At 70.8% G+C, this 22,016-nt stretch carries 21 protein-coding genes; 9 read left to right on the forward strand and 12 right to left on the reverse strand.

Annotated elements, in window-relative coordinates:
* Position 1 precedes the first annotated feature (1 nt).
* Positions 2–793, reverse strand: a complete 792-nt coding sequence (locus tag ACZ4UU_RS12910; RefSeq protein ID WP_468039297.1) for an SCO2525 family SAM-dependent methyltransferase — start codon at positions 791–793, stop codon at positions 2–4.
* A gap of 181 nt (positions 794–974) precedes the next feature.
* On the opposite strand from ACZ4UU_RS12910, the gene ACZ4UU_RS12915 reads away from it, so the two are divergent.
* Positions 975–1,526 (forward strand): GNAT family N-acetyltransferase, encoded by a 552-nt coding sequence (locus ACZ4UU_RS12915; protein WP_468039299.1) that lies wholly within the window; start codon positions 975–977, stop codon positions 1,524–1,526.
* Between the two features lie 99 nt (positions 1,527–1,625).
* Entirely contained in the window at positions 1,626–3,107 is a 1,482-nt protein-coding gene (locus ACZ4UU_RS12920; protein WP_468039301.1) for an alpha/beta hydrolase, read from the forward strand.
* Between the two features lie 115 nt (positions 3,108–3,222).
* On the opposite strand, the gene ACZ4UU_RS12925 is transcribed toward ACZ4UU_RS12920, so the two are convergent.
* The 3 genes from ACZ4UU_RS12925 to ACZ4UU_RS12935 form a co-directional block, all read right to left on the reverse strand.
* Complete coding sequence (locus ACZ4UU_RS12925; protein WP_468039303.1) at positions 3,223–3,660, reverse strand: VOC family protein; 438 nt, start codon at positions 3,658–3,660, stop codon at positions 3,223–3,225.
* A gap of 40 nt (positions 3,661–3,700) precedes the next feature.
* Complete coding sequence (locus tag ACZ4UU_RS12930; RefSeq protein WP_468040175.1) at positions 3,701–4,852, reverse strand: abortive phage infection protein; 1,152 nt, start codon at positions 4,850–4,852, stop codon at positions 3,701–3,703.
* Between the two features lie 152 nt (positions 4,853–5,004).
* Positions 5,005–5,142 carry a hypothetical protein gene (locus ACZ4UU_RS12935; RefSeq protein WP_468039305.1) on the reverse strand — a complete coding sequence of 46 codons (138 nt, stop codon included), beginning with the start codon at positions 5,140–5,142 and terminating at the stop codon, positions 5,005–5,007.
* Here ACZ4UU_RS12935 and bla point away from each other — a divergent pair.
* On the forward strand, positions 5,131–5,862 hold the full coding sequence (gene bla / locus ACZ4UU_RS12940) for a class A beta-lactamase (RefSeq protein WP_468039307.1): 732 nt from the start codon (positions 5,131–5,133) through the stop codon (positions 5,860–5,862). The genes ACZ4UU_RS12935 and bla overlap by 12 nt on opposite strands.
* Before the next feature lie 168 nt (positions 5,863–6,030).
* On the opposite strand, the gene ACZ4UU_RS12945 is transcribed toward bla, so the two are convergent.
* The 4 genes from ACZ4UU_RS12945 to ACZ4UU_RS12960 all read right to left on the reverse strand — a co-directional run bounded on the left by ACZ4UU_RS12945 (position 6,031) and on the right by ACZ4UU_RS12960 (position 10,450).
* Positions 6,031–6,450, reverse strand: coding sequence for a helix-turn-helix transcriptional regulator (locus tag ACZ4UU_RS12945; RefSeq protein WP_468040177.1), 420 nt, complete (start codon positions 6,448–6,450; stop codon positions 6,031–6,033).
* A gap of 197 nt (positions 6,451–6,647) precedes the next feature.
* On the reverse strand, positions 6,648–9,020 hold the full coding sequence (locus tag ACZ4UU_RS12950; protein ID WP_468039309.1) for an ATP-binding cassette domain-containing protein: 2,373 nt from the start codon (positions 9,018–9,020) through the stop codon (positions 6,648–6,650).
* A gap of 29 nt (positions 9,021–9,049) precedes the next feature.
* Entirely contained in the window at positions 9,050–9,460 is a 411-nt protein-coding gene (locus ACZ4UU_RS12955) for a VOC family protein (RefSeq protein ID WP_468039311.1), read from the reverse strand.
* Positions 9,461–9,721: 261 nt separating this feature from the next.
* Positions 9,722–10,450, reverse strand: a complete 729-nt coding sequence (locus ACZ4UU_RS12960) for a FadR/GntR family transcriptional regulator (protein ID WP_468039313.1) — start codon at positions 10,448–10,450, stop codon at positions 9,722–9,724.
* Positions 10,451–10,705: 255 nt separating this feature from the next.
* Here ACZ4UU_RS12960 and ACZ4UU_RS12965 point away from each other — a divergent pair, with 255 nt between their 5' ends.
* The 5 genes from ACZ4UU_RS12965 to ACZ4UU_RS12985 are packed head-to-tail and all read left to right on the forward strand — an operon-like array spanning position 10,706 to position 17,240.
* Positions 10,706–12,334 (forward strand): ABC transporter substrate-binding protein, encoded by a 1,629-nt coding sequence (locus ACZ4UU_RS12965; RefSeq protein ID WP_468039315.1) that lies wholly within the window; start codon positions 10,706–10,708, stop codon positions 12,332–12,334.
* Positions 12,335–12,344: 10 nt separating this feature from the next.
* The gene (locus ACZ4UU_RS12970) at positions 12,345–13,304 is read left to right on the forward strand and encodes an ABC transporter permease (RefSeq protein ID WP_468039317.1); all 960 of its coding nucleotides are present in this window, start codon (positions 12,345–12,347) and stop codon (positions 13,302–13,304) included.
* Positions 13,301–15,289 (forward strand): dipeptide/oligopeptide/nickel ABC transporter permease/ATP-binding protein, encoded by a 1,989-nt coding sequence (locus tag ACZ4UU_RS12975; RefSeq protein ID WP_468039319.1) that lies wholly within the window; start codon positions 13,301–13,303, stop codon positions 15,287–15,289. The genes ACZ4UU_RS12970 and ACZ4UU_RS12975 overlap by 4 nt, the downstream gene beginning before the upstream one ends.
* Positions 15,286–16,305, forward strand: a complete 1,020-nt coding sequence (locus tag ACZ4UU_RS12980) for an oligopeptide/dipeptide ABC transporter ATP-binding protein (RefSeq protein ID WP_468039321.1) — start codon at positions 15,286–15,288, stop codon at positions 16,303–16,305. Before ACZ4UU_RS12975 ends, ACZ4UU_RS12980 begins: the two co-directional genes overlap by 4 nt.
* The gene (locus ACZ4UU_RS12985; RefSeq protein ID WP_468039323.1) at positions 16,305–17,240 is read left to right on the forward strand and encodes a dihydrodipicolinate synthase family protein; all 936 of its coding nucleotides are present in this window, start codon (positions 16,305–16,307) and stop codon (positions 17,238–17,240) included. The genes ACZ4UU_RS12980 and ACZ4UU_RS12985 overlap by 1 nt, the downstream gene beginning before the upstream one ends.
* 40 nt (positions 17,241–17,280) lie before the next feature.
* Here the strand turns inward: ACZ4UU_RS12985 and ACZ4UU_RS12990 are convergent, their stop codons facing one another.
* A complete protein-coding gene (locus ACZ4UU_RS12990) occupies positions 17,281–17,676 on the reverse strand; it encodes a hypothetical protein (RefSeq protein WP_468039325.1) in 396 nt (131 codons plus the stop codon).
* A 225-nt stretch (positions 17,677–17,901) separates the two neighbouring features.
* Between ACZ4UU_RS12990 and ACZ4UU_RS12995 the strand changes: the two genes are divergently transcribed.
* Positions 17,902–18,828, forward strand: a complete 927-nt coding sequence (locus ACZ4UU_RS12995; RefSeq protein ID WP_468039327.1) for a helix-turn-helix domain-containing protein — start codon at positions 17,902–17,904, stop codon at positions 18,826–18,828.
* Here the strand turns inward: ACZ4UU_RS12995 and ACZ4UU_RS13000 are convergent.
* From ACZ4UU_RS13000 to ACZ4UU_RS13010, 3 genes are read right to left on the reverse strand one after another with little or no spacing between them, the layout of a single operon-like run.
* Positions 18,809–20,035 carry a sialidase family protein gene (locus ACZ4UU_RS13000; protein ID WP_468039329.1) on the reverse strand — a complete coding sequence of 409 codons (1,227 nt, stop codon included), beginning with the start codon at positions 20,033–20,035 and terminating at the stop codon, positions 18,809–18,811. The genes ACZ4UU_RS12995 and ACZ4UU_RS13000 overlap by 20 nt on opposite strands.
* Before the next feature lie 48 nt (positions 20,036–20,083).
* Positions 20,084–20,743 carry a response regulator gene (locus tag ACZ4UU_RS13005; RefSeq protein WP_468039331.1) on the reverse strand — a complete coding sequence of 220 codons (660 nt, stop codon included), beginning with the start codon at positions 20,741–20,743 and terminating at the stop codon, positions 20,084–20,086.
* Positions 20,740–21,993 carry a sensor histidine kinase gene (locus ACZ4UU_RS13010; protein WP_468039333.1) on the reverse strand — a complete coding sequence of 418 codons (1,254 nt, stop codon included), beginning with the start codon at positions 21,991–21,993 and terminating at the stop codon, positions 20,740–20,742. The genes ACZ4UU_RS13005 and ACZ4UU_RS13010 overlap by 4 nt, the downstream gene beginning before the upstream one ends.
* Positions 21,994–22,016: the final 23 nt, after the last annotated feature.

Below are 22,016 nucleotides of genomic sequence, written 5' to 3' on the forward strand. Positions count from 1 at the left end.
GTCAGCCGAGCGGAATGAGCGCATCCGAATTCCGCCAACCGCAGGCGACGATCATTCCCGAATATCCGTCGCGCAACTCTGCCGCGGATTCCAGTCGTTGCACCTTAAAGTCACCCGCGAATGCCTCAAGACTCGCGCGCACCTCGGATTCTCCCACGTCACACGCCGGGAAGAAATGGTCACCCGTGTGATACCCCTTCGAATGTTCCATGAAGGCGGCAGCGAAGGGGGCGCCGGGGGCCAGCGCGCGCATGAAGCGCTCGACGCCGAGTGAGAACTCCTGGTGGGAGGTGGTCATCGACTCGGCGACGAAGAACATGGTCCCCATGGACCACTGGCGCTTGTACCCCGCCAGCTGGAAGAGGTCACCCTGCTCGACCGAGACGACCTTGTGGAATCTCTCACGCGGGTCCACACCAAGGGAGTTGTACGCCTCGGACTCGCACAGGACGTCCCAGAACTGGTCCCAGTTCGGGTCGTAGGAGTCGACCTGGCGGGTGAGGTAGGCGACGTTCGCGGGTGAGCGCTCGAAGAGGGTGATCTCGTCGCACCACGGCAGCATCGCGAGTGCGGGATAGAGATTGGCACCGGCGCCTACGTCGATACCGGAAACCGGGCCGACGCCCTGCTTCCGGAAATGATCGCCGAAATGATCCCGGATCATGTTCAGGATCTCCGCGTCCTCTGCCTGTAAGTCGCGGTAGTTGTGATCAACGTAGGCGATCGGGTCGAACGCCGCCCAGCGCACATCTTTGTTCTTCAACTGGACGTCCCCCGACGATCTCTGGGTCATTCACTCACGGTACCAAAAGAAGGCGCACTGGGAGCGCGTCGAGGCATAACACCCTCGCGCTCTTGTTCCGCGGAATCGCCCTGCTCAACCATGGGCTGATCTCGAACCGAGCGCCTGAAACGGCAGGCAACGGGTGCTCACCCGCACGAGTGACTCCAATCCATCACATAGGGGGCAGTTGATGGCTATGCCGGAGGAACGTTTCCCTGCGCTGAGTCGCCGCTCCGACCAGGCGTTCTTCGCCGACAGCAGTGATCGGCCGTTGACCATGAGGGGCGTCACCGAGGCGGATCTGCCCGAGCTCCTGCGCGTGGACAGGGAGGTCTTTCCGGAGGACCCGTACCCCTACTTCGTACTGCGCCAGCACCTGGACGTCCACGGCGACCGCGTCCTCGTCCTGGACGACGGGGAGTGCCTGCACGGGTACGTCCTCTTCGTCACCACCTCGGACGGCTATGTGACATGGGTGCTGAGCCTGGCCGTCAGCGCGGACCAGCGGGGGCGGGGGCTGGGCAAGCGGCTGATGCTGGAGGTGCTGCGGCAGCTGCGCAGGGAGCGGGTGCACGAGGTGCGGCTGACGGTGGAGCCGACGAACGCGGCGGCGATCATGCTGTACCGGTCGCTGGGGTTCGCCGCCGAGGGCGGGGTGCGCAGGGACTATCTGGGGCCCGGGGAGGACCGGCTCATCATGAGACTGGGGTTGGGGTCAGGGATGGGACAGGGCCGGGGGTAGGTGAGGACCGGGGCAGGAGAGAGTCGGGGGTAATCCCCCGCCCTCATACGGGAGTTACCGGGATGTGACGTTCCGTCAATCTCGGCCAGGCTGCTGTGCATGAAGCAGATCACGAAGAGTGCCGCCCTGATCGCCGCCGCCTCCGGAGTCGTCTTCGGGCTCGTCACCCCGCTCACCGCGTCCGCGACCGGCGCGCCCGCGCCCCTGAAGTGGGGCGAGTGCGAGGGCGAGGGGCTCGATCCGCGCCAGCGGTGCGCGACCGTGTCCGTACCGATGGACTACTCCGATCCGGGTGGCGAGCGGATCGACATCGCCGTCTCCCGCATCCCCAGCGAGAAGCCGTCCGCCCGTCGGGGCGCGCTGCTGATCATCCCCGGTGGGCCCGGCGGGGACAGCCTCGCGGAACCCTCGGACAAGGGGCAGCGGTTGCCGAAGGATGTGCGGGAGGCCTACGACCTGATCGGGTTCGCCCCGCGCGGCAACGCGCCCTCCACGCCGGTCAGTTGTGACGTCGAGCAGCGTGACCTCGCACGCACGGCCCTGCGCCCCTGGCCCGCCCCGGACGGCTCCGTCACCGAGAACATGGCCACCGCCCGGCGCATCTCGGACGCCTGCGCCCGCAACGGCGGTGAGCTGATGAAGCACATCAGCACCAAGAACAACGCCCGCGACGTCGACAGCATCCGAGCCGCGCTCGGCGAGCGCAAGCTGTCCGCCTGGGGGGACTCGTACGGCACCTACATCGGCGCCACCTTCGCCACGCTGTTCCCGCACCGCACCGACCGGATCGTGCTGGACAGCAACGACAACCCCGACCCCGTGCGGGCGGAGCGCGCCTGGCTGGAGTCGTTCGAGGCGGGCGTCGAGGACAACTTCCCCGAGTTCGCCAAGTGGGCCTCCAGGCCCGGCAACCCCGACCGCGTCGCCGGCACCCCGGCCGGGGTCCGCTCGCGCTTCCTCGCCCTCGCCGCCCGCCTGGACCGCGAGCCCCTCCCCTGGCCCGGCGGCAACCCGGCGCAGCTGGACGGCAACGGGCTGCGCCAGACGATGCTGGACAGCCTGTACGACCCCGAGGACTACCCGGTGCTGGCGAAGCAGATGCTGGCCGCCGAGGCCGGCGAGCTGCCACCGGCACCGGCGAACCCGCCGGAGGCGCTGCTGCAGAACTACGTGGCGGTCGGCGCCGCGACCATCTGCAACGACGCCGCCTGGCCGAGGTCGGCCGCGGTGTACGAGAAGGGTGTCGCAGAGAGCCGGGCGAAGTACCCGCTGACCGCCGGCATGCCGAGGAACGCCATGGTCTGCGCCGCCTGGCAGTGGCAGCCGAGCGAGGCGCCGCCCCGGGTGACCGACCACGGACCCTCCAACGTCCTGATGGTGCAGAACGAGCGGGACGTGGCCACTCCGCTGAGCGGCGCCCTGAAGATGCGCGAGGCCCTCGGCCGACGGGCCGTCATGGTCACCGTGAACTCCACCGGCCATGGCGCCTACCTGGAGAACGGCAACGCGTGCGGCGACGCGACCGTCTCCCGCTTCCTGGCGACGGGCCAGCGACCTGCCGAGGACCACTACTGCAAGTAGCGGCACCGGGCCGGGCACGCCCGACGAGACCCCGGCACGGACCGGCGACGGCAGGCGGCCATGGCGAGGTGCCGCCTGCCGTCGCCGGCCTCACGCGGTGGCGCACCGCGACCGGTCAGCGTTCGGCCAGTGAGGCCGGGGCCTCCTGGACTGCCCAGCCGTTGCCGTCGGGGTCCTGGAAGAAGAGGAAGCAGTTCCAGCCGGCCTCGCCCCGGCCCTCCGCCCATCCGGACGCGCTCACATGCATCACGGGGGTCACCTCGACGCCGCGTCCGGTCAGCTCGGCCCTGGCGCCCTCGATGTCGGTGACACAGAGCTGGAGCCCCCTCATCGAGCCGGGGGCCATCCGTGGCTGTCCGGGCGATGGGGGCATGCCGGACTCCAGCACGACGGAGCAGCGGGAGCCGGGCGGAGTGAGCTGGACGAAGCGGCCGACGCCCTCGAAGAAGGGCGCGTCGATCTCCGCGCGGAAACCGCACTGGTCGACGTAGAAGGCCTTGGCGCGGTCCAGGTCCGTGACCGGCACGACGATCACTTCCAGGGTCCAGTCCATGAGCGCACCTCCCAGGGACATGGTCCTCCCGGGCGGGGGGCTACGCCCGTCGGCCGTAGCGGCGGGCCACCGCGTGGAAGGCCTCCTTCGGCTCCCAGTGCCAGCCGGAGGCCGGGTCGTCGGGGCGGTCCTTGATCGGCTTGGTGATGGCGTAGCTCGCCAGGTCCAGGTCGTGGCGCGGGCTGTCGGGGCGGTGCGGGGCGTCCGGGGTGACGAACTCGAAGGCCATCGCCGCGTACAGCCCCATCGACTCGAAGACGTCCAGCAGATCGCCCAGGTAGGCGGCCTGGGTGCGCTCGCTGCGGACGACGTGGCCCTTGATCTCGTTCGGCTCCTTCGTGTAGTCGACGATGTTCCAGCCCATGCCGCCCGCCTCCGGCGCTCCGACGTACGCGCACGTGCCGAACTCGGTGATGGCCAGGGGTTTGCCCCAGCGCAGGTAGCGGCGCAACTCCCGTACGTAGTCCGCGTGTTGGGGGAAGTAGGAGTAGTAGTCGATGCCGATGACGTCGAAGAGGTGCCAGTCGACCGGTTCGAACTCCTCGTCCTGGGCGGCTGCGTAGCTGAGGCGGCCGTGGAAGACGGAGCGGCCGACCTTCGCCGCCTTCGCGGTGAAACGGGCCAGACGGCGCTGCATCCTCGCCATGTCGACCGTGCCCTTCTGGAGGTTCTCGACACGCTCCAGAACCGTCTCACCGGGGATGATCCCCGGCACGAACAGCCAGAACTCGCAGCCCACACTGAAGTCGACGCTCGCGCCCTGCCGCCGCAGCCGTTCCGCGAACCGCCCGCACTCGGCGATGCTCTCCAGGATCTCCCGCTCGGGCACGTCCCCGAGGGTCGGCTGGAGCCAGACGTGCAGCCCGCGCTCGGCGGCCTCGGATGCGGTGGCGACGAGGCGGTCGACGCCGTCGCCGGTGACGTCGAGGGTGTCGGCGTGCAGGTCGTCGCGGATGGCCCGGACGTCCTCGCGCATCCGGGCGGCGCTCCACGCGGTGCCGGGCGTCTCGCCCGCGCCGACGGTGTAGACGACGCCCCTGCGCTTCAGCCCCTTGCCCCCGCGCTCCGGCTCGCGCGCCGTCGCCGCGGACTGCCCCGCTGCCTGCCCCGCGGGCAGCACCGCCCCCGCCAGTCCGGCGGCCGCCGCCCCCGCCAGAAACCCCGCCCTGCTGATCCCCGTGGTGTTCTCCATACGGTCCATACGGCCACTGTCGCGAGCGCGGACCCGGACCGCCGTCGGCCGATGGTCTACGGCGCCGCAACCAAGGAATGACATACGGCGTCGATCACTGAAGAGATCGTCACCACCCGTCAGCCGAAATCCGAACGAAGGAGACCGAGATCTTAGGCCGCCGCACCCTGCTGACCGCAGGTACCGCCACCGCCGCCGCGCTCCTCGCCGGCGCCCCGGCCCACGCCACCACCGACCGCCTCCGCGAGCTGGAGGTCCGGCACGGCGCCCGTCTGGGCGTGTTCGCCCACAACCTCGCCACCAGGCGGACCGTCCAGCACCGTGCCGACGAGCGCTTCCCGGTCTGCTCCCTGTTCAAGACCCTCGCCGCCGCTGCCGTACTGCGCGACCTCGACCAGGACGGCGAGGTGCTCGGCAAGCGGATCCACTACACGGCGGACGACGTGGTGGAGAACTCCGACATCACCGAGGACCACATCGCCACCGGGATGACCGTCGCCGAACTCGCCGACGCGGCCATCCGCTTCAGCGACAACACGGCCGGCAACCTCCTTCTGCGCGAACTCGGCGGCCCCCGCGCGATCACCCGTTTCGCCCGCTCCCTCGGCGACCCGGTGACCCGCCTCGACCGCTGGGAGCCGGACCTCAACTCGGCCGAGCCGTGGCGTCGCACGGACACCACGACCCCGCGTGCGATCGGGCGGACGTACGCGCGTCTGGTCCTCGGCGACGCCCTGAACCGGCCCGACCGCGACCGCCTCACCCAGTGGCTGCTGAACAACACCACCAGCGTCAACCGCTTCCGCGCCGCCCTGCCCGAGTCCTGGGCGCTCGCCGACAAGACGGGCGGTGGTTCCTACGGCACCAACAACGACGCCGGGATCGCCTGGACCGACGACGGCACCCCGCTCGTCCTGGTCGTCCAGACGACGAAGCCGGAGCAGGACGCCGCACCGGACCACGCCCTGATCGTCGAGACGGCCGAACTCCTGGCGGAAACCCTCACCTGAGGCACCACCGCACATACCGGCCTTCCTTCGCCCCCCGGTCCTCGTCCTCGAACGCCGGACGGGCTGAAGTACTCAGCCCCTCCGGCGTTCGAGGAGCGGGGTCTGGGGCGGCGCCCCAGAAGGATGGGACGGGTAGGGGCGGCGGGGGAGAGGAACGAGTCACCGTGTCTACGGCTCGCCGACCGGCATCGCTCCGTTGACCGCGGCCGCCAGGCTGAACGGGGCCTCCCGCTTCCGCAAGGGCCTGGTCACCTGCTTCGCCACGCACGCCGGGATCCCGGCCGTCGCGTCCGCAGTGGCGTCGGCCGCCTGCCGCCGGTAGGCACTCGGCGACATCCCGACCAGCTCGGTGAACCGCGTACTGAAGGTGCCCAGCGACGAGCAGCCGACCTCGAAGCACACCTCGGTGACGCTGAGGTCGCCGCGGCGCAGCAGCGCCGTCGCGCGCTCGATGCGCCGCGTCATCAGATAGCCGTACGGGGACTCGCCGTAGGCGGCCTTGAACTCGCGGCTGAGGTGCCCGGCCGACATGTGCACGCCCCGCGCGAGGGCCTCGACGTCCAGCGGCTGCGCGTACTCCCGGTCCATCCGGTCACGGACGCGGCGCAGCGCGACGAGGGTGCGCAGACGCTGTTCCTCCGACGTCGAGGTCGAGGACGGGTGGCTGGATCGCACACCCGTATCTTCCCGGGCCGTCTCCCACCTCGTCCACTCCCGCGTCCGGCTCTCGCGGGCGCGGGAGGAGAGGAGGGCCATCACCGGTGTCGTGGTGAGACACATCGCGGTCAGCCGCCGACGTAGGCCGCGAGGTGCTCACCGGTGAGGGTGGAGCGCTCGGCGACGAGGTCGGCGGGGGTGCCCTCGAAGACGACCCTGCCGCCGTCGTGGCCGGCGCCGGGGCCGAGGTCGATGATCCAGTCGGCGTGCGCCATGACGGCCTGGTGGTGCTCGATGACGATGACCGACTTGCCGGAGTCGACGAGCCGGTCGAGGAGACCGAGCAACTGCTCGACGTCGGCGAGGTGGAGGCCGGTCGTCGGCTCGTCGAGTACGAAGACCTGTCGGCCGCCGCCCTTGTCGGCCATGTGCGTGGCCAGTTTCAGCCGCTGGCGCTCACCGCCGGACAGGGTGGTCAACGGCTGGCCGAGGGTGAGGTAGCCGAGGCCGACGTCCGCCATCCGCTCCAGGATCTTGTGGGCGGCCGGGGTGCGGGCCTCGCCGGCGCGGAAGAACTCCTCGGCCTCGGTCACCGGCATCGCGAGCACCTCGCTGATGTCCCGGCCGCCGAGACGGTACTCCAGCACCGACGCCTCGAACCGCTTGCCCTCGCAGTCCTCGCAGGTGGTGGCGACACTCTGCATGATCGCCAGGTCGGTGTAGATGACACCGGCGCCGTTGCAGGTGGGGCAGGCGCCCTCGGAGTTGGCGCTGAACAGGGCCGGCTTCACGCCGTTGGCCTTGGCGAAGGCCTTGCGGATCGGGTCGGCCAGCCCGGTGTACGTGGCCGGGTTGCTGCGCCGGGAGCCGCGGATCGGGGTCTGGTCGACCGAGACCACGCCCTCCTCGGCGGGGATCGAGCCGTGCACGAGGGAGCTCTTCCCGGAGCCGGCGACACCGGTGACGACGGTGAGCACGCCGAGCGGGACGTCGACGTCGACGTGTCGGAGGTTGTTCGCCGTCGCGCCGCGGATCGGGAGCGTGCCGGTGGCCTTGCGGACGGTCTCCTTCACCGCGGCCCGGTCACCGAGATGACGCCCGGTGACGGTGTCGCTCTTCCGCAGTCCCTCCAGAGTGCCCTCGAAGCAGACGGTGCCGCCCGCCGTTCCGGCGCCGGGACCGAGGTCCACGACATGGTCGGCGATGGCGATCGTCTCCGGCTTGTGCTCGACGACCAGCACGGTGTTGCCCTTGTCGCGCAGGCGCAGCAGCAGGTTGTTCATGCGCTGGATGTCGTGCGGGTGCAGTCCGATGGTCGGCTCGTCGAAGACGTACGTCACGTCGGTGAGCGAGGACCCGAGGTGGCGGATCATCTTGGTGCGCTGCGCCTCGCCGCCGGAGAGCGTGCCGGAGGCCCGGTCCAGCGAGAGATAGCCGAGGCCGATCTCCACGAACGAGTCGAGGGTGTGCTGAAGCTTGGCGAGCAGCGGCGCCACGGAGGGCTCCTTCAGCTTCCGGACCCACTCGGCCAGATCGCGGATCTCCATCGCACAGGCGTCGGCGATGTTGATCCTGCCTATCCTGGAGGAGCGGGCGAGCTCGCTGAGCCGGGTGCCGTCGCAGTCGGGACACCGGGCGAAGGTGACCGCACGGTCCACGAAGGCCCGGATGTGCGGCTGCATCGACTCGCGGTCCTTGGACAGGAAGGTCTTCTGGAGCTTCGGGATCAGGCCCTCGTAGGTGAGGTTGACACCGTTGATCTTGACCTTGGTGGGCTCGCGGTAGAGGAAGTCGTGCCGCTCCTTCTTCGTGTACTTCCGGATCGGCTTCTCCTTGTCGAAGAACCCGGACTCGGCGATGACCCGGACCACCCAGCCGTCCCCGGTGTAGGTGGGAATGGTGAACGGGTCCTCGGACAGCGACTTGGAGTCGTCGAAGAGCTGCGTGAGGTCGATGTCGGAGACCGTGCCGCGGCCCTCGCAGTGGGTGCACATGCCGCCGGTGCGGCTGAAGGAGACCTTCTCGGTCCTGGTCTTCTCGGCACCCCGGTCGACGGTGAAGCCGCCGCTCGCCGAGACCGAGGCGACGTTGAAGGAGTACGCGGCGGGCGGGCCGATGTGCGGTTTGCCGAGGCGGCTGAAGAGGATGCGCAGCATCGCGTTGGCGTCGGTGGCGGTGCCGACGGTGGAACGCGGGTCGGACCCCATGCGCTGCTGGTCGACCGTGATCGCTGTCGTCAGGCCGTCGAGTACGTCGACCTCGGGGCGGGCGAGGTTCGGCATGAACCCCTGCAGGAAGGCGCTGTACGTCTCGTTGATCAGCCGCTGCGACTCGGCGGCGATCGTGTCGAAGACGAGCGAGCTCTTGCCCGAGCCGGAGACTCCGGTGAACACCGTCAGACGGCGCTTCGGGATCTCGATGCTGACGTCCTTGAGGTTGTTCTCGCGAGCGCCGTGCACCCGGATCAGGTCGTGGCTGTCGGCGATGTGCGGCGCGGTCATCGTCTCTCCATCTACAGGTGAGTGAGTGCTCAGCTTCGGGCCTGGATGCGGATCAGGTTGCCCGCGGGGTCGCGGAACGCGCAGTCGCGGATGCCGTACGGCTGGTCCGTGGGCTCCTGGACGACCTCGGCGCCGCTCGCCTGCACCTTCTCGAACGTGTCGTCGACGTCCGCGGTGGCCAGGAGGATCCAGCCGTAGGTTCCCTTGGCCATCATCTCGGCGATGGTGCGGCGTTCGTCGTCGGTGATGCCGGGGTCCGCGGCGGGGGGTGCGAGGAGGATGGACATGGCGGGTTGGCCGGCGGGGCCGACCGTGATCCAGCGCATTTTGCCCTGGCCGACGTCGGTGCGGACCTCGAAGCCGAGGGCGTCGCGGTAGAAGGCGAGAGACGCCTCCGGGTCGTCGTGCGGGAGGAAGCTGGCGTGAATCGAGATGTCCATGTCCGTCACGCTAGCCGTGGGCCGGGGGCGCCGCTTCTCGATTCCTGACGAACACCACCGCCCCGTTTTGCCTCGCCCCCGCCGCCCCTACCCGTCCCATCCTTCTGGGGCTCCGCCCCAGACCCCGCTCCTCAAACGCCGGAGGGGCTGGATATCAGCCCGTCCGGCGTTTGAGGACGAGGCCCGCAGGGCCGACAGCGGGGGCCTGGGGGCGCAGCCCCCAGGGATGGGACGGGTAGGGGCGGCGGGGGCGAAGGAACGTCAGTCGGGGGTCGCCGTGCGGGTTGCGATGCCGTGGAAATGTACGGTCATCGCCCGCTGCGCCCCCTGCACGTCCCGCGCACGCAACGCGGTCACGATGTCACGGTGCCAACGGGCGGTCAGCGCGGGAGACGGATCCTCGGGGCGCCCCCGGGCGCCGTTGACCCGCCGGAACACCGTCCAGAACGCGGCCAGCAGCTGCGGCACGAGATCGTTCCCGAGCGAGGCGTACAGCAGCTCATGGAACTCACGGTCCAGGTCGGGAAAGGGCCGCCCCGCACGCCCCGCGACCTCCATCCGCGACACCACCGCCTCCAGCCGATCCAGCTCGACCTCTGTCACGGTCGCCGCCACCCGCCGGATCAGCCCCTCCTCCAGCACCTCCCGCACCTGAAGGATCTCGGCCAGCGCCCCCGAGTCGTCGCGGTCGTGCCGGACCAGCGTGCGAAAGGTCAGCCCGTCGATCAGCGGCGTGAGGGAGGCCTGGCCGACATACGTCCCGTAACCGTGCCTGATCTCCACGATGTCGAGGGCCTGGAGGGCCTTGAGCGCCTCGCGGACGGAGTTGCGGCTGACGCCGAGGTCGTCCATGAGCTCGGCCTCGGTGGGCAGCAGCGCGCCCGCCTGGAGCCGGCGGTCGATGATCAGCTGCATGACCTGGCGCTGGATCCGGCTGTTCCTGGACTCCGGCTCCTCGGACGTACGACTGTTCCTGGGCTGCCCGGGCATGCGGCGCATCGTACGCGCACCTGGACGTCCCACGTCCCATGTCCGCGGTTCGCCGACCTGACAGGGGGTCAACTCGCGCCATTTCACAGCACCATTGGTCCGACCTGTGGCAGATGCGCCATTCGTGTGAGATCCCTTGACCGCCCCCATCACCCCACCTATGGTCGCGCTGACCGGGAGGACGTAGGACGTCGTATCTCCTCACCGGGGCACGACGCATCCAACGCATCCCTCGTATCCCTCGCTGGAGGACCCGTGCGCGACGTGACCCACGACGTGCCGGCGCTGCACCGCCGGTCGTTCCTGAAGTACACCGGCGCGCTGGGCGCGGCCGCCGCCGTCTCCGCGTCGTTGTCGGCCTGTTCGTCGGGGCCTCAGTCCACGAACGAGACCGGCGAGGGCGGTGGCCGGGACAGGACGCTGACCGCGGTGATCGGCTACGGCAACGACGGCAGCTGGGACCCCACCCAGACGGCGTCCGCGTTCTGCATGGCCGCCAACAACCACATCTACGAGGGGCTGCTGGACACCGACCCGATCTCCCGGGAGCCGTACGCCGCCCTCGCCACCCAGGTGCCGGCCGACCCGAACGCCACCACCTGGAAGTTCACCCTGCGCGCGGGGGCGAAGTTCCACGACGGGAAGCCCGTCACCGCCGATGACGTGGTCTTCGTCTTCGACCGGATCCTCGACCCGGACACCCAGACCCTCGCCAAGGGGTTCTTCGCCAGCTGGCTGAAGGAAGTACGCAAGGTCGACGCGCAGAACGTCGAGCTGGTGCTCAAGTTCCCCTTCCCGGACGGGCTTTCACGGCTCACCCTCGCCAAGATCATGCCGAAGCACGTGTTCTCCCAGCCGGGTGCCTGGGAGGACGCCATCAAAGGCAGGGCGATCGGCTCGGGGCCGTACCGGCAGACCGCGCACCATCCGAAGTCCAACACGACTTTCGAGGCGTTCGCCGACTACAACGGCCCGCGCAAGCCCGCCTTCAGGAAGATGAACTGGCTGACGATCGTGGACGCGGCGCCGCGCGTGGCCCGGATCTCCGGGGCGAGTGCGGGTGCGGAGATCGCCGACAACATCCCGTACGCCAACATCCAGCAGCTGGAGAGCGGCGGGCTCACCGTCGCCGGCGGTGCCGGGATGAACAACCTGTTCCTGATGTTCAACACCAACCACAAGCCGTTCGACGACGTCCGTGTCCGTCAGGCCCTGCACTACGCCATCGACACCGGCAAGATGATCGAGGTGGCTCTCAAGGGGCATGGGAAGGCGTCGAGCTCCTTCCTCAACGAGGGCAACCCCAGCTACCGGCGCGCGAAGACGGTCTACGACTACGACCCCGACAAGGCGAAGGCGCTGCTGAAGGCGGCCGGGGTCAGCGGTCTCGAGATCGAGATCCTGGCCGTGAACGTGAGCTGGATCGTGGACTGTCTGCCGACCGTCAAGGCGTCCTGGGACGCCGTCGGGGTCAGGACGACCCTGTCCCCGCAGGAGACGACCGCCGTCTTCACCAAGATGGACCAGAAGCAGGACTACCAGGTCGTCGCCGCCGCCTCGAACCCCAACCAGTTCGGCCTCGACGCCGACCTGATCATGCACTACAACTACGGCCCCGAGAACCTGTGGATGCAGTACACGCGCTGGGCCGACGACTCCGTCGCCAAGGCACTGTTCAAGGACATGGACCGGGCGACACGGGAGCCGGACGCCGAGAAGAAGAAGACGATGGTCCAGGACTACATCGACATCGTCGCCGAGCAGGCGGTGCTCTACCCGGTCGTCCACAACGAGCTGATGACGGCCTGGAACCCCAAGCAGCTCAGCGGGATAAGGGCACAGCCGTATCCCGGTATCAACCTCCTCCAGGCCAAGTGGGCCTAGGAGCCGGTCCGTGATCGCCGTCGTCAGGATCCTGGCCCGCCGTGTCGCCCTGCTCGTGCCGCTGATGCTCGGCATCGTGCTGTTCGTGTTCCTGGTCATGCGCTTCTCGGACGTCGACCCGGCGTCCGCGTTCTTCCAGGGCGCCAACCCCACCCCCCAGCAGCTGCACGACTTCCGCGAGGAGAACGGTCTGCTGGATCCCCTCCCCGTCCGCTACGTCGCCTTCATCGGCGACCTGCTCCACGGCGACATGGGCATCAGCGCCCTGACCCGGGCACCGGTCGTCGACCAGGTCATGACCGCGCTGCCGCTGACGCTCCAGCTCACCTTCCTGGGCCTCGGCATCGCGGTCGTACTGTCGCTGCTGGGCGGCGTGACGGCGGCCATCTACCGCGACCGTCTGCCCGACCAGGTCATCCGCGTCGTCTCCCTGACCGGGGTCGCCGCCCCCGGCTTCTGGCTGGCGCTGCTGATGATCCAGTACCTGGCCGTCGACCTCGGCTGGTTCCCGACCGGCGGCTACATCAACCCGGCGGACTCCTTCACCGGCTGGCTGAAGACCATGACCCTGCCCGCCCTCGCGCTGTCCCTGCCGGTGGCGGCACAGCTGACCAGGATCGTGCGGACGGCGGTGGTGGAGGAGCTCGACAAGGACTACGTCCGCACGGCGATCGGCAGCGGGCTGCCGCCGCGCGTGGTCGTCGGCCGCAACGTCCTGCGGAACGCCCTCATCAACCCGCTCACCGTCCTCGGGCTGCGCGTCGGCTATCTGCTGGGCGGCGCCGTGGTCATCGAGACGATCTTCTCCCTGCCCGGGATGGGGAAGCTGATGATCGACGCGGTGAAGAACGGTGACCCCGCGGTCGTCCAGGGCGTCGTGCTCACCACGGCGACCGGCTTCGTCGTCGTCAACCTCGTCATCGACATTCTGTATCTGCTGGTCAACCCGCGCCTGCGGGAGGCGACATGACGTTCAACCGGAGGCGTCTGGCCGACGCCCTGTCCCGGCCCGGCATCCGGCTGCGCGGCCGGCGCCGGCTGCCGCTGCTGTCGAAGGTGGCCGTCTGCTTCCTGACGGTCGTGGTCCTGCTGGCGCTGTTCGCCCCGCTCCTCGCTCCGCACGACCCGCTGGACCAGCAGCCGCCCGTCGGCGGCACCGGGCATCCGTCCGCCGACCACTGGATGGGCCAGGACAGCCTCGGCCGGGACATCCTCAGCCGGCTGATGTACGGCGCCCGCTGGTCGCTGGCGATCGGGCTCGGCGCGACCGGGCTCGCACTGGTCGTGGGCGCGCTGATCGGGGCCGTCGCGGCGACCTCCCGCAAGGCGGTCGACGAGACGCTGATGCGCTGCCTGGACGTGGTGATGGCGTTCCCGGGCATCGCGCTGGCCGCGGTGCTCGTGGCCGTGTTCGGCGGTGGGATCACCGTCCTGATCTGCGCCATCGCCTTCCTCTTCACACCGCCCGTGGCGAGGGTCGTCCGGGCGAACGTCCTCGACCAGTACGGCGAGGACTACGTCACGGCGGAACGGGTCATCGGCGCCCGCACGCCCCACATCGTCATCAAACACGTGGCGATCAACTGCGCCGCGCCCGTGCTGGTGTTCTGCACGGTCCAGGTGGCGGAGGCGATCGTCTTCGAGGCGTCGCTGTCCTTCATCGGCGCGGGCGTACGGCCGCCGGACCCGTCGTGGGGCAGTGTCATCGCCGACGGCAAGAACATGGTGCTGACCGGCGGCTGGTGGGCGACCGTCTTCCCCGGCCTGCTGATGCTGGTGACGGTGCTCTCGCTGAACATCCTCTCCGAGGGGGTGTCGGACGCGTGGGCGGCGCCCTCGGCGCGCGAGGTCGACGTACGGGACTCAGCGGACCGGCTGGAGGCGCCGGAGCCGGGCAGCGGTGAGGTGCTGCGGCTGCCGGGGCTGCCGGAGGCGGCGGCGCGGCTGCGGTCCCGGGCCCGGCCCCTGCCGCGGGGGCGGCTGCCGGTGCTCGCGGTCGAGAACCTGGCGATCGGGTTCGAGGGCCGCCATGGCGGCGTGGACATCGTCGACGGGATCAGCTTCGAGGTGCGGCCCGGTGAGGTACTGGGGCTGGTCGGCGAGTCGGGCTGCGGGAAGTCGCTGACCGCGCTCGCGGTGATGGGTCTGGAACCGAAGGGTGCCCGGGTGCGCGGCCATGTCCGCTTCGACCAGCGGCAGTTGGTGGGCGAGCCGATGCGCGTGCGCCGCAAGCTGCTGGGCCACGAGATGGCGATGATCTACCAGGACGCCCTGTCGTCCCTGAACCCGGCGATGACGATCCGCTCCCAGCTGGGGCAGGTCGTACGCCGAGGAGGCCGCCGTACCCCGCACGAGCTCCTGACGATGGTCGGCCTGGACCCCGACCGCACCCTGCGCAGCTACCCGCACGAACTCTCCGGCGGCCAGCGCCAGCGCGTCCTCATCGCCATGGCCCTGTCCCGCGACCCCAAGCTGATCGTGGCCGACGAGCCGACGACCGCGCTGGACGTCACCGTGCAGGCGCAGATCATAGAGCTGCTGCTGAGGCTGCGGGAGGAGCTGGGCTTCGCCCTGATCCTCGTCTCGCACGACCTCGCGCTGGTCGCGGACGTCACCGACCGGGTGATCGTGATGTACGGCGGGCAGATCGTGGAGACGGGCGTGACCGCGGACCTGGTGGAGTCCCCGGCGCACCACTACACGCGCGGCCTGCTGGGCAGCGTGCTGTCCCTGGAGTCGGCCCAGGAACGGATGACGCAGATCAAGGGCGTCGTCCCCTCCCCCGCGGACTTCCCGGCGGGCTGCCGCTTCGCCGACCGCTGCCCGCTGGCGAGCGAGGTGTGCCGCACGACGGCCCCCGTTCTTACCGGCCCGCCGACCCACACGGCGGCCTGCCACCACCCGGCGATCGCCCTGGCGCCGACGGATCGCTCCGAAAGCGGGGTCGTCCAGTGAACGCGCTCGTGGAGCTGTCCGACGCGCACGTCGTGCACAAGGCCCGCAGCGGCGGGCTGTTCACCCGGGACAAGGTGTACGCCCTGACCGGCGCCGATCTCACCATCGCGGCCGGCGAGACGGTGGGCGTGGTCGGCGAGTCGGGGTGCGGCAAGTCGACGCTGGCGAAGGTGCTGGTGGGGGTGGAGCGGCCGACGGCCGGAACGGTGTCCCTGCGGGGCCGGGACCTGTGGGCGATGAGCCCGGCCGAACGCAGGACGGCGGTCGGCGCCGGAACCGGGATGATCTTCCAGGACCCGGCGACCGCGCTGAACCGCCGCCTGACGATCCGGCAGATCATGCGGGACCCGCTGGACGTGCACGACCGCGGGACGCGAGCCCAGCGCGAGGAGCGGGTACGGGAGTTGATGGCCCTGGTCGGCCTGCCCCGCGCCCTCACCGACGCGTTGCCCGGTCAGCTGTCGGGCGGTCAGCGCCAGCGCGTCGCCATCGCCCGGGCGCTGGCCCTGGACCCCGATCTGGTGGTGGCGGACGAGCCGACGAGCGCGCTGGACGTGTCGGTGCGCGCCCAGATCCTGAACCTCCTCCTCGACCTGAAGGAACGGCTGGGCCTGGCCCTGGTGTTCGTCTCGCACGACATCCAGACGGTACGCCGGATGAGTGACCGGGTGATCACGATGTACCTGGGCCGGATCGTCGAGGAGGCCCCGGCGGACGGTGTCACCGACGGCTCCCGGCACCCGTACACCCGTGCCCTGTTCTCCGCGACCCCCGGCCTGCTGGACCCGATCGACCCGATCCCGCTGGTCGGCCCGGTCCCGTCGGCGACCCGGCCGCCGAGCGGGTGCCCCTTCCGGACGCGCTGCTGGAAGGCGGACGAGGTGTGTGCGCGGGAGATGCCGGACTTCACGGCCGCGTCGAGCCCGGAGCACCGTTTCAGGTGCCACCATCCGGTGGAGGAGGACGAGGCCACCCGCGACCTCGTACGACAGAGCAACCTTGCCAAGGAGCCCTGATGACGTTCCCCACCCCGCTCACCGGTGTCGTCCCGCCCGTCTGCACTCCCCTGACACCGGACCGCGAGGTGGACGTCCCGTCCCTGCTCAGGCTGGTCGACCACCTGGTGCAGGGCGGGGTGCAGGGCCTGTTCGTGCTGGGCTCGACGTCGGAGGTGGCGTATCTGACGGACCGCCAGCGCAAGTTGGTGGTGGAGTCGGTGACCGGGCATGTGGCCGGTCGGCTGCCCGTCCTGGCCGGTGTGATCGACATGACGACCCCGAGGGTCCTGGACCGTGTACGGGACGTCACGGACGCGGGTGCCGACGCCGTGGTCGCGACAGCCCCCTTCTACGCCCGCACCCACCCCGCCGAGATCGCCCGCCACTACCGCCTGATCGCGGCCGCCTCCCCGGTGCCGGTGGTCGCGTACGACATCCCGTCCGCCGTCCACACCAAGCTCCCCGCCGAAGTCGTCCTCGACCTGGCAGCCGAGGGCGCCCTGGCGGGCCTGAAGGACTCCAGCGGCGACCTCGCCGGCTTCCGTGAGGTCGTCGTCGGCGCCCGCGGCCGTCCCGACATCAAGGACTTCAGCGTGCTGACCGGCTCCGAGCTCATCGTCGACGCGGCACTGGAGGTGGGCGCGGACGGGGCGGTGCCGGGGCTGGCCAACGTCGACCCGCACGGATACGTCCGCCTCGACCGCCTGTGCCGGTCCGGCGACCTGGAGTCGGCCCGGGCCGAACAGGAGCGGCTGTGCGGGCTGTTCGGCATGGTGAGGGTCGGGGATCCCGGCCGGATGGGCGGCAGTTCGGCGGCGCTGGGCGCGTTCAAGGCGGCGCTGCACCTGCGGGGCGTCATCGACTGCCCGGCGACGGCGGAGCCCCAGGTGCCGCTGTCGGCGGCGGAGGTGGAGCGCGTGGGGAAGTACCTCGCGGGGGCCGGGCTGCTGTAGCCGGCCCGGCCCCCGCGTCCCCCGTTCCCCCGTTCCCCCGTCAGGCGGCCCAGCTGCCGGTGGACTTCGCGTCCGAGCGGAACTCGAAGGCGAACAGGGCGCCGTCCCGCACGTTCGTCGCGATCACGTTCCACTGGCCGGCGCGGGCGAGCTTGTAGTTCGCCTGGCACTCCAGGCGGCCGTTGGTCTCGAAGCAGACCTTCACGTACCGGTTGGTGTTGGGCTTGATGTTGATGTCGGCGCAGGCGCTGGAGGTGCTGAACACATCGCCCGCCGGGAGCCAGTACGTGCCGGCCGGCTTGAGGTAGCCGTTCGCGCTGCCGTAGCAGGAAGCCGGCGCGATGTCGCGTGCCTGGGCCGCCGGGGCGAGGCCGATGGCGCCGCCCGCGAGCAGGGCCGAGACGGCGGTCGCGGCGATGCGCTGACGCATGGGCATGACGTATCCCCCTGGGATCGAGAAGTCGGTGGACGGATGCTCCGGCCGGGGCAGCACCGAGCCTGCCGGGGCGGGCCGGACCGGAACAAGGGGCATCGCTGTCCCGGACAGCCCGCTCGCTGTCCGGCCTGGTCAGCGCCTTGTCCGGGTCTCTGTCCGGAGCCGGGTGACGCTGGCGGGAAACGGGATTGTGCGACCGTTCGGGCAGGGCCGACCATGTGCGTCATGGAGACCAGGGGGGACACGGATCCGCAACAGGCGCGTGACACCGCCGAGTTCGTCGCAGCCCTGCGGGAGCTCAAGGACCGGTCGGGGCTGACGTACCGCCAGTTGGAGGAGCGTGCCGCCGAGCAGGGCGAGGTGTTGCCGCGCAGCACCCTGGCCGACGTGCTGCGCGGCCGGACCCTGCCGCGGCCGGAACTGCTGGCCGCCTTCGTGCGGGCCTGCGGGGACGGTGAGCGGTCCGCGCAGTGGCTGACGGCCCGGGACGAGCTGGCCCGGGGCAAGGGCGCCGAGGAGGGCAGCGTGCCTCCCGTGCGGGGCGGACGCCTCGGTGCGCGGGTGTTCGGGGTTCCCGTGCTGCCGGCGTCGGTGGTCCTCGTGGCGCTGCTGGGCGCCGCCGCCTGGGTCCTGGTCCCCTCCGGGGGCGCCGGCGGCACGAAGGGTTCCGGGGACGGGAGCCCCGCCGCGACGGACACGCGGTCCGAGCTGCCCCGGGGCCGTGCGCAGATCCGTCCGGCCCTGGCGGACGGCCTGTGTCTGACGGACGGTTTCGGCAGCCGGTACGAGTCGCTGGTCGCCGTGCAGCGGCCGTGCGACGAGGTAGCGCCCCAGGAGACGACGCTGGTGCCGCTCGGCAGGAACACCTTCCGGATCCGCTGGTACCACCCCGACCACGGCCCCGGCTGCCTGACCGCCCTGGCCGAGGGGCCGGGCGCCGGGCTGCTGGAGCCGTGGGACGACTGCGGGCGGACCACCCCGTTCCGTATCGAGCCGGCCGGGCCCGACGGCAGCCGGCGGTACTCGCTGCGCGTCGACGGCCGGGGCTGCGTGGCCATCAGGGACGCGGACACCGCCGAGGGAGCCGAGGCCGTGGTGGAACCGTGCCGTCCGAAGGACAGTCAGGTCTTCGTCATCCGGTCGGCCCCGTGACGGCCCCCTGAAGCCCGTCGACCGGCAGCCGCCGGAACTCGATCGACTCGTAGGGCCCCGCCACCCCGGTCTCGTACAGGATCCCGACCGTCCGCCGGCCGAGCGGCACCAGGTCCGAGTACGCCGCCCGCTGCCCGGACAGCGTCAGCGCCTTCGTGAAGCTCGCTCCGCCGTCCGTGCTGCGCCACACGGCCATCGACTGACGGGCGGTGGGCACGGACGGACCCGAGAACAGCAACGGGCCGCCGGGGCCGGGGAGTTGGAGGACGCTTCCCTCCACCACGGGCACGTCGTTCAGCGAGGACTGGACGGTGTACGGGCGGTCCAGGGTCTGTCCGCCGTCGCCGGAGAGGCTGTCGAGACGGTTCCCGGTGCTGGTGCCGTGCTGGTCGCGGGAGTTGAAGTACAGCCTGCCGTCGGGGAGTTCGGCGGCGGTGGATTCGTTGGCGTTGGTGTAGCCGTCGTAGGTGTCGTCCACGAAGCCGGTCCGCCAGGTGCGTCCGCCGTCGTCGCTGTAGATCGCGTGTGCGCCGTAGTACTTGGCCTCCTGTCCCGTGTCGGGGGACCCGTTCGCCGGGGCCACCGAGTGGTTCGACGGGACGACCAGCCGTCCCGCGTGCCTGCCGCGGGTGAGCGCGACCGCGTGGCCGGGGCCGGTCGCGTACCAGCGCCAGTTCGCCGGCTTCACCTGCCGCGTGATGTCGCGCGGCGGCGTGAAGTGCCGCCCGTCGTCCGCGCTCCGCTGCACGAACACCCGACGGCTCTGCTCCGCCGTCACCTCGCCCCGCATTATCTGCGCCTCCGTCACGTCCCCGCTGTTGTAGGACGTGACCAGCACGACCGCGCCGGTGGCCGGATCGACGACCGGCGCCGGGTTGCCCCGCGTGTCCCCCTCTCCGGCGGCGACCACCGTCACCGGGCCCCAGGTGCAGCCGCCGTCGAGGGAGCGTCTGAGGACGACATCGATGTCACCGGTGTCGCCCGCGCCGTCGTGCCGGCCCTCGGCGAAGGCCAGGACCGTGCCGCGCGGGGTCGTGAGGATCGCCGGGATGCGGTACGTGTCGTGGTCGCCCTCGCCCGAGACGTACGGGACGGAGGACGTGCAGCCGGTGTCCGCCGAGGCGGTGCCGGTCGTGGTGAGCGGGGTGGTCAGGAGGACCGCGGTGACTAGGTATGTACGACCGAGTGTGCGGCTCAGGATGGTCATCGAGTTCCCTCGAGTTCCCTTGACGGGGTGTCAGCATCGACCTGTCCGTCACAGGCTTCCCGGTGTCACCATCCCCGACTCGTACGCCACGATGACCAGCTGTGCCCGGTCCCGTGCCCCGAGCTTGCCCATGATGCGGCTGACGTGTGTCTTCGCCGTGAGCGGGCTGAGCCCCAACGCCTCGGCGACCTCGGTGTTGTTGAGGCCGCGCGCGACCAGGGTCAGCACCTCGCGCTCGCGTTCGGAGAGGCATTCGGGTCCGGCCGCCGTGGGGGCGGAGGGGCTGCGCAGGAACCGCTCGATCAGCCGTGCGGTCGGGCCGGGCGACAGCAGCGCATCCCCCGCGGCCACCGTGCGGATGGCGTCGAGGAGTTCGGCCGGGCGGGTGTCCTTGACGAGGAACCCGGAGGCGCCGGCGCGCAGCGCGTCCACGATGTTCTCGTCGGTGTCGTAGGTGGTGAGGACCAGGACCCGCACCCCGGCCAGGTCCTCGTCCGCCGCGATCAGCCGGGTCGCCTCGATGCCGTCGAGGTCGGGCATGCGGATGTCCATGACGACGAGGTCGGCGCGGACGCTGCGGGCCAGGGCCGCGGCCTGACGGCCGGTGGCCGCCTGGCCGACGACCGCCATGTCCGGGGCCGACTCGACCAGCATGGCGAACGCCTCCCGTACGAGCGTCTGGTCGTCCGCGAGCAGGACGCGGATCATCGGTCTCCTCCCCCGTCGGCGACCAGGTCGGCTGCGACCGGCAGCACGGCGTTCACCTCGAAACCCCCCTTGTCACGCGGTCCGGCGTCGAGTGTGCCACCGACGCTGCGCGCCCGCTCGCGCATACCGACGAGACCGTAGCCGGTGCCCTGTGCGCCGGGGACGGGGCAGGGGCCGTCGTCGGTGACGGACAGATGCAGGGCACCGCGCTCCTCGTACAGCTCGACCCGTACGGCCGGTTCGGGTCCCCCGTGCCGGACGACGTTCGTCAGCGCCTCCTGCACGATCCGGTACGCGGCCGCTCCCACGGCGGGCGGCGCCTGACGCACCCGTACCGTCGACTCGACCCGCGCCCCCGCCAGCCGTGCCGCCGCCACCAGGTCCGGCACCCCGTCGAGGCCGGGCAGGGGACCGCGTGTCTCGCCCGCGGCGCCCTGTTCGCGCAGCACCTCCAGCGTCGTACGGAGTTCACCGCGGGCCGTGCGGCAGGTCTCGGCGATGTCGTCGAGGGACTTGGCGATCGACCGGCGGTCCAGCCGCTCCGGGTCCGCCGCGAGGACGTGTGCGGCCACCGACGTCTGCACACCGATGAGGGTGATGCTGTGGGCCAGCAGGTCGTGCAGGTCGCGGGCGATGCGCAGGCGCTCCTCGGCGACACGGCGGCGGGCCTCCTCCTCGCGGGTGCGTTCGGCGCGTTCGGCGCGTTCGACGATGGAGGCCACGTACTGGCGGTAGTAGCGGACGTCGATGCCGCAGAAGAGGAACGCGAAGACCCAGCCGGAGATCCGCAGGAGCTCCATCGTCCCGTCGGGATTGGTGAGGGCGTTGAGGAGCAGTGTCACGCCGAGGACGGCGGCGCCGGTGAGCAGCGTGCGGCGCACCGTGCCGGTCGCCGCGACCGTGTACAGCACCACCATGGTCGCGAAGATCGGCGCGGCGTGGTTGTTCTCCAGGGCGTGGTACGGGGCGATGCAGAGCATCACGGCGAACAGCACCGGCAGCGGACGGCTGCGCCGCCACACGAGCGGCACATGGGCGGCGAGCAGCAGGGTCCAGCCGAGCGCGTCGGGCCGCATCCCCTTGTCGCCGAGCAGGGCGAGGACCGTGGCGAGGACGGCCCACGCGACGGCCAGCAGCGCGTCGTTGCGGGTGCGGTGCGGGGCGGTCAGGGGGTCGCGGTTGATGGCGGCCATGACCCGCTCGCCGACGCGGGGCCGCTGGGCTGTCGTGGTTGCCTGCACGGGGTTCATCTTCCGGGACGGCGGCGCCCCTC

This window comes from Streptomyces sp. NPDC028907, assembly GCF_055564995.1.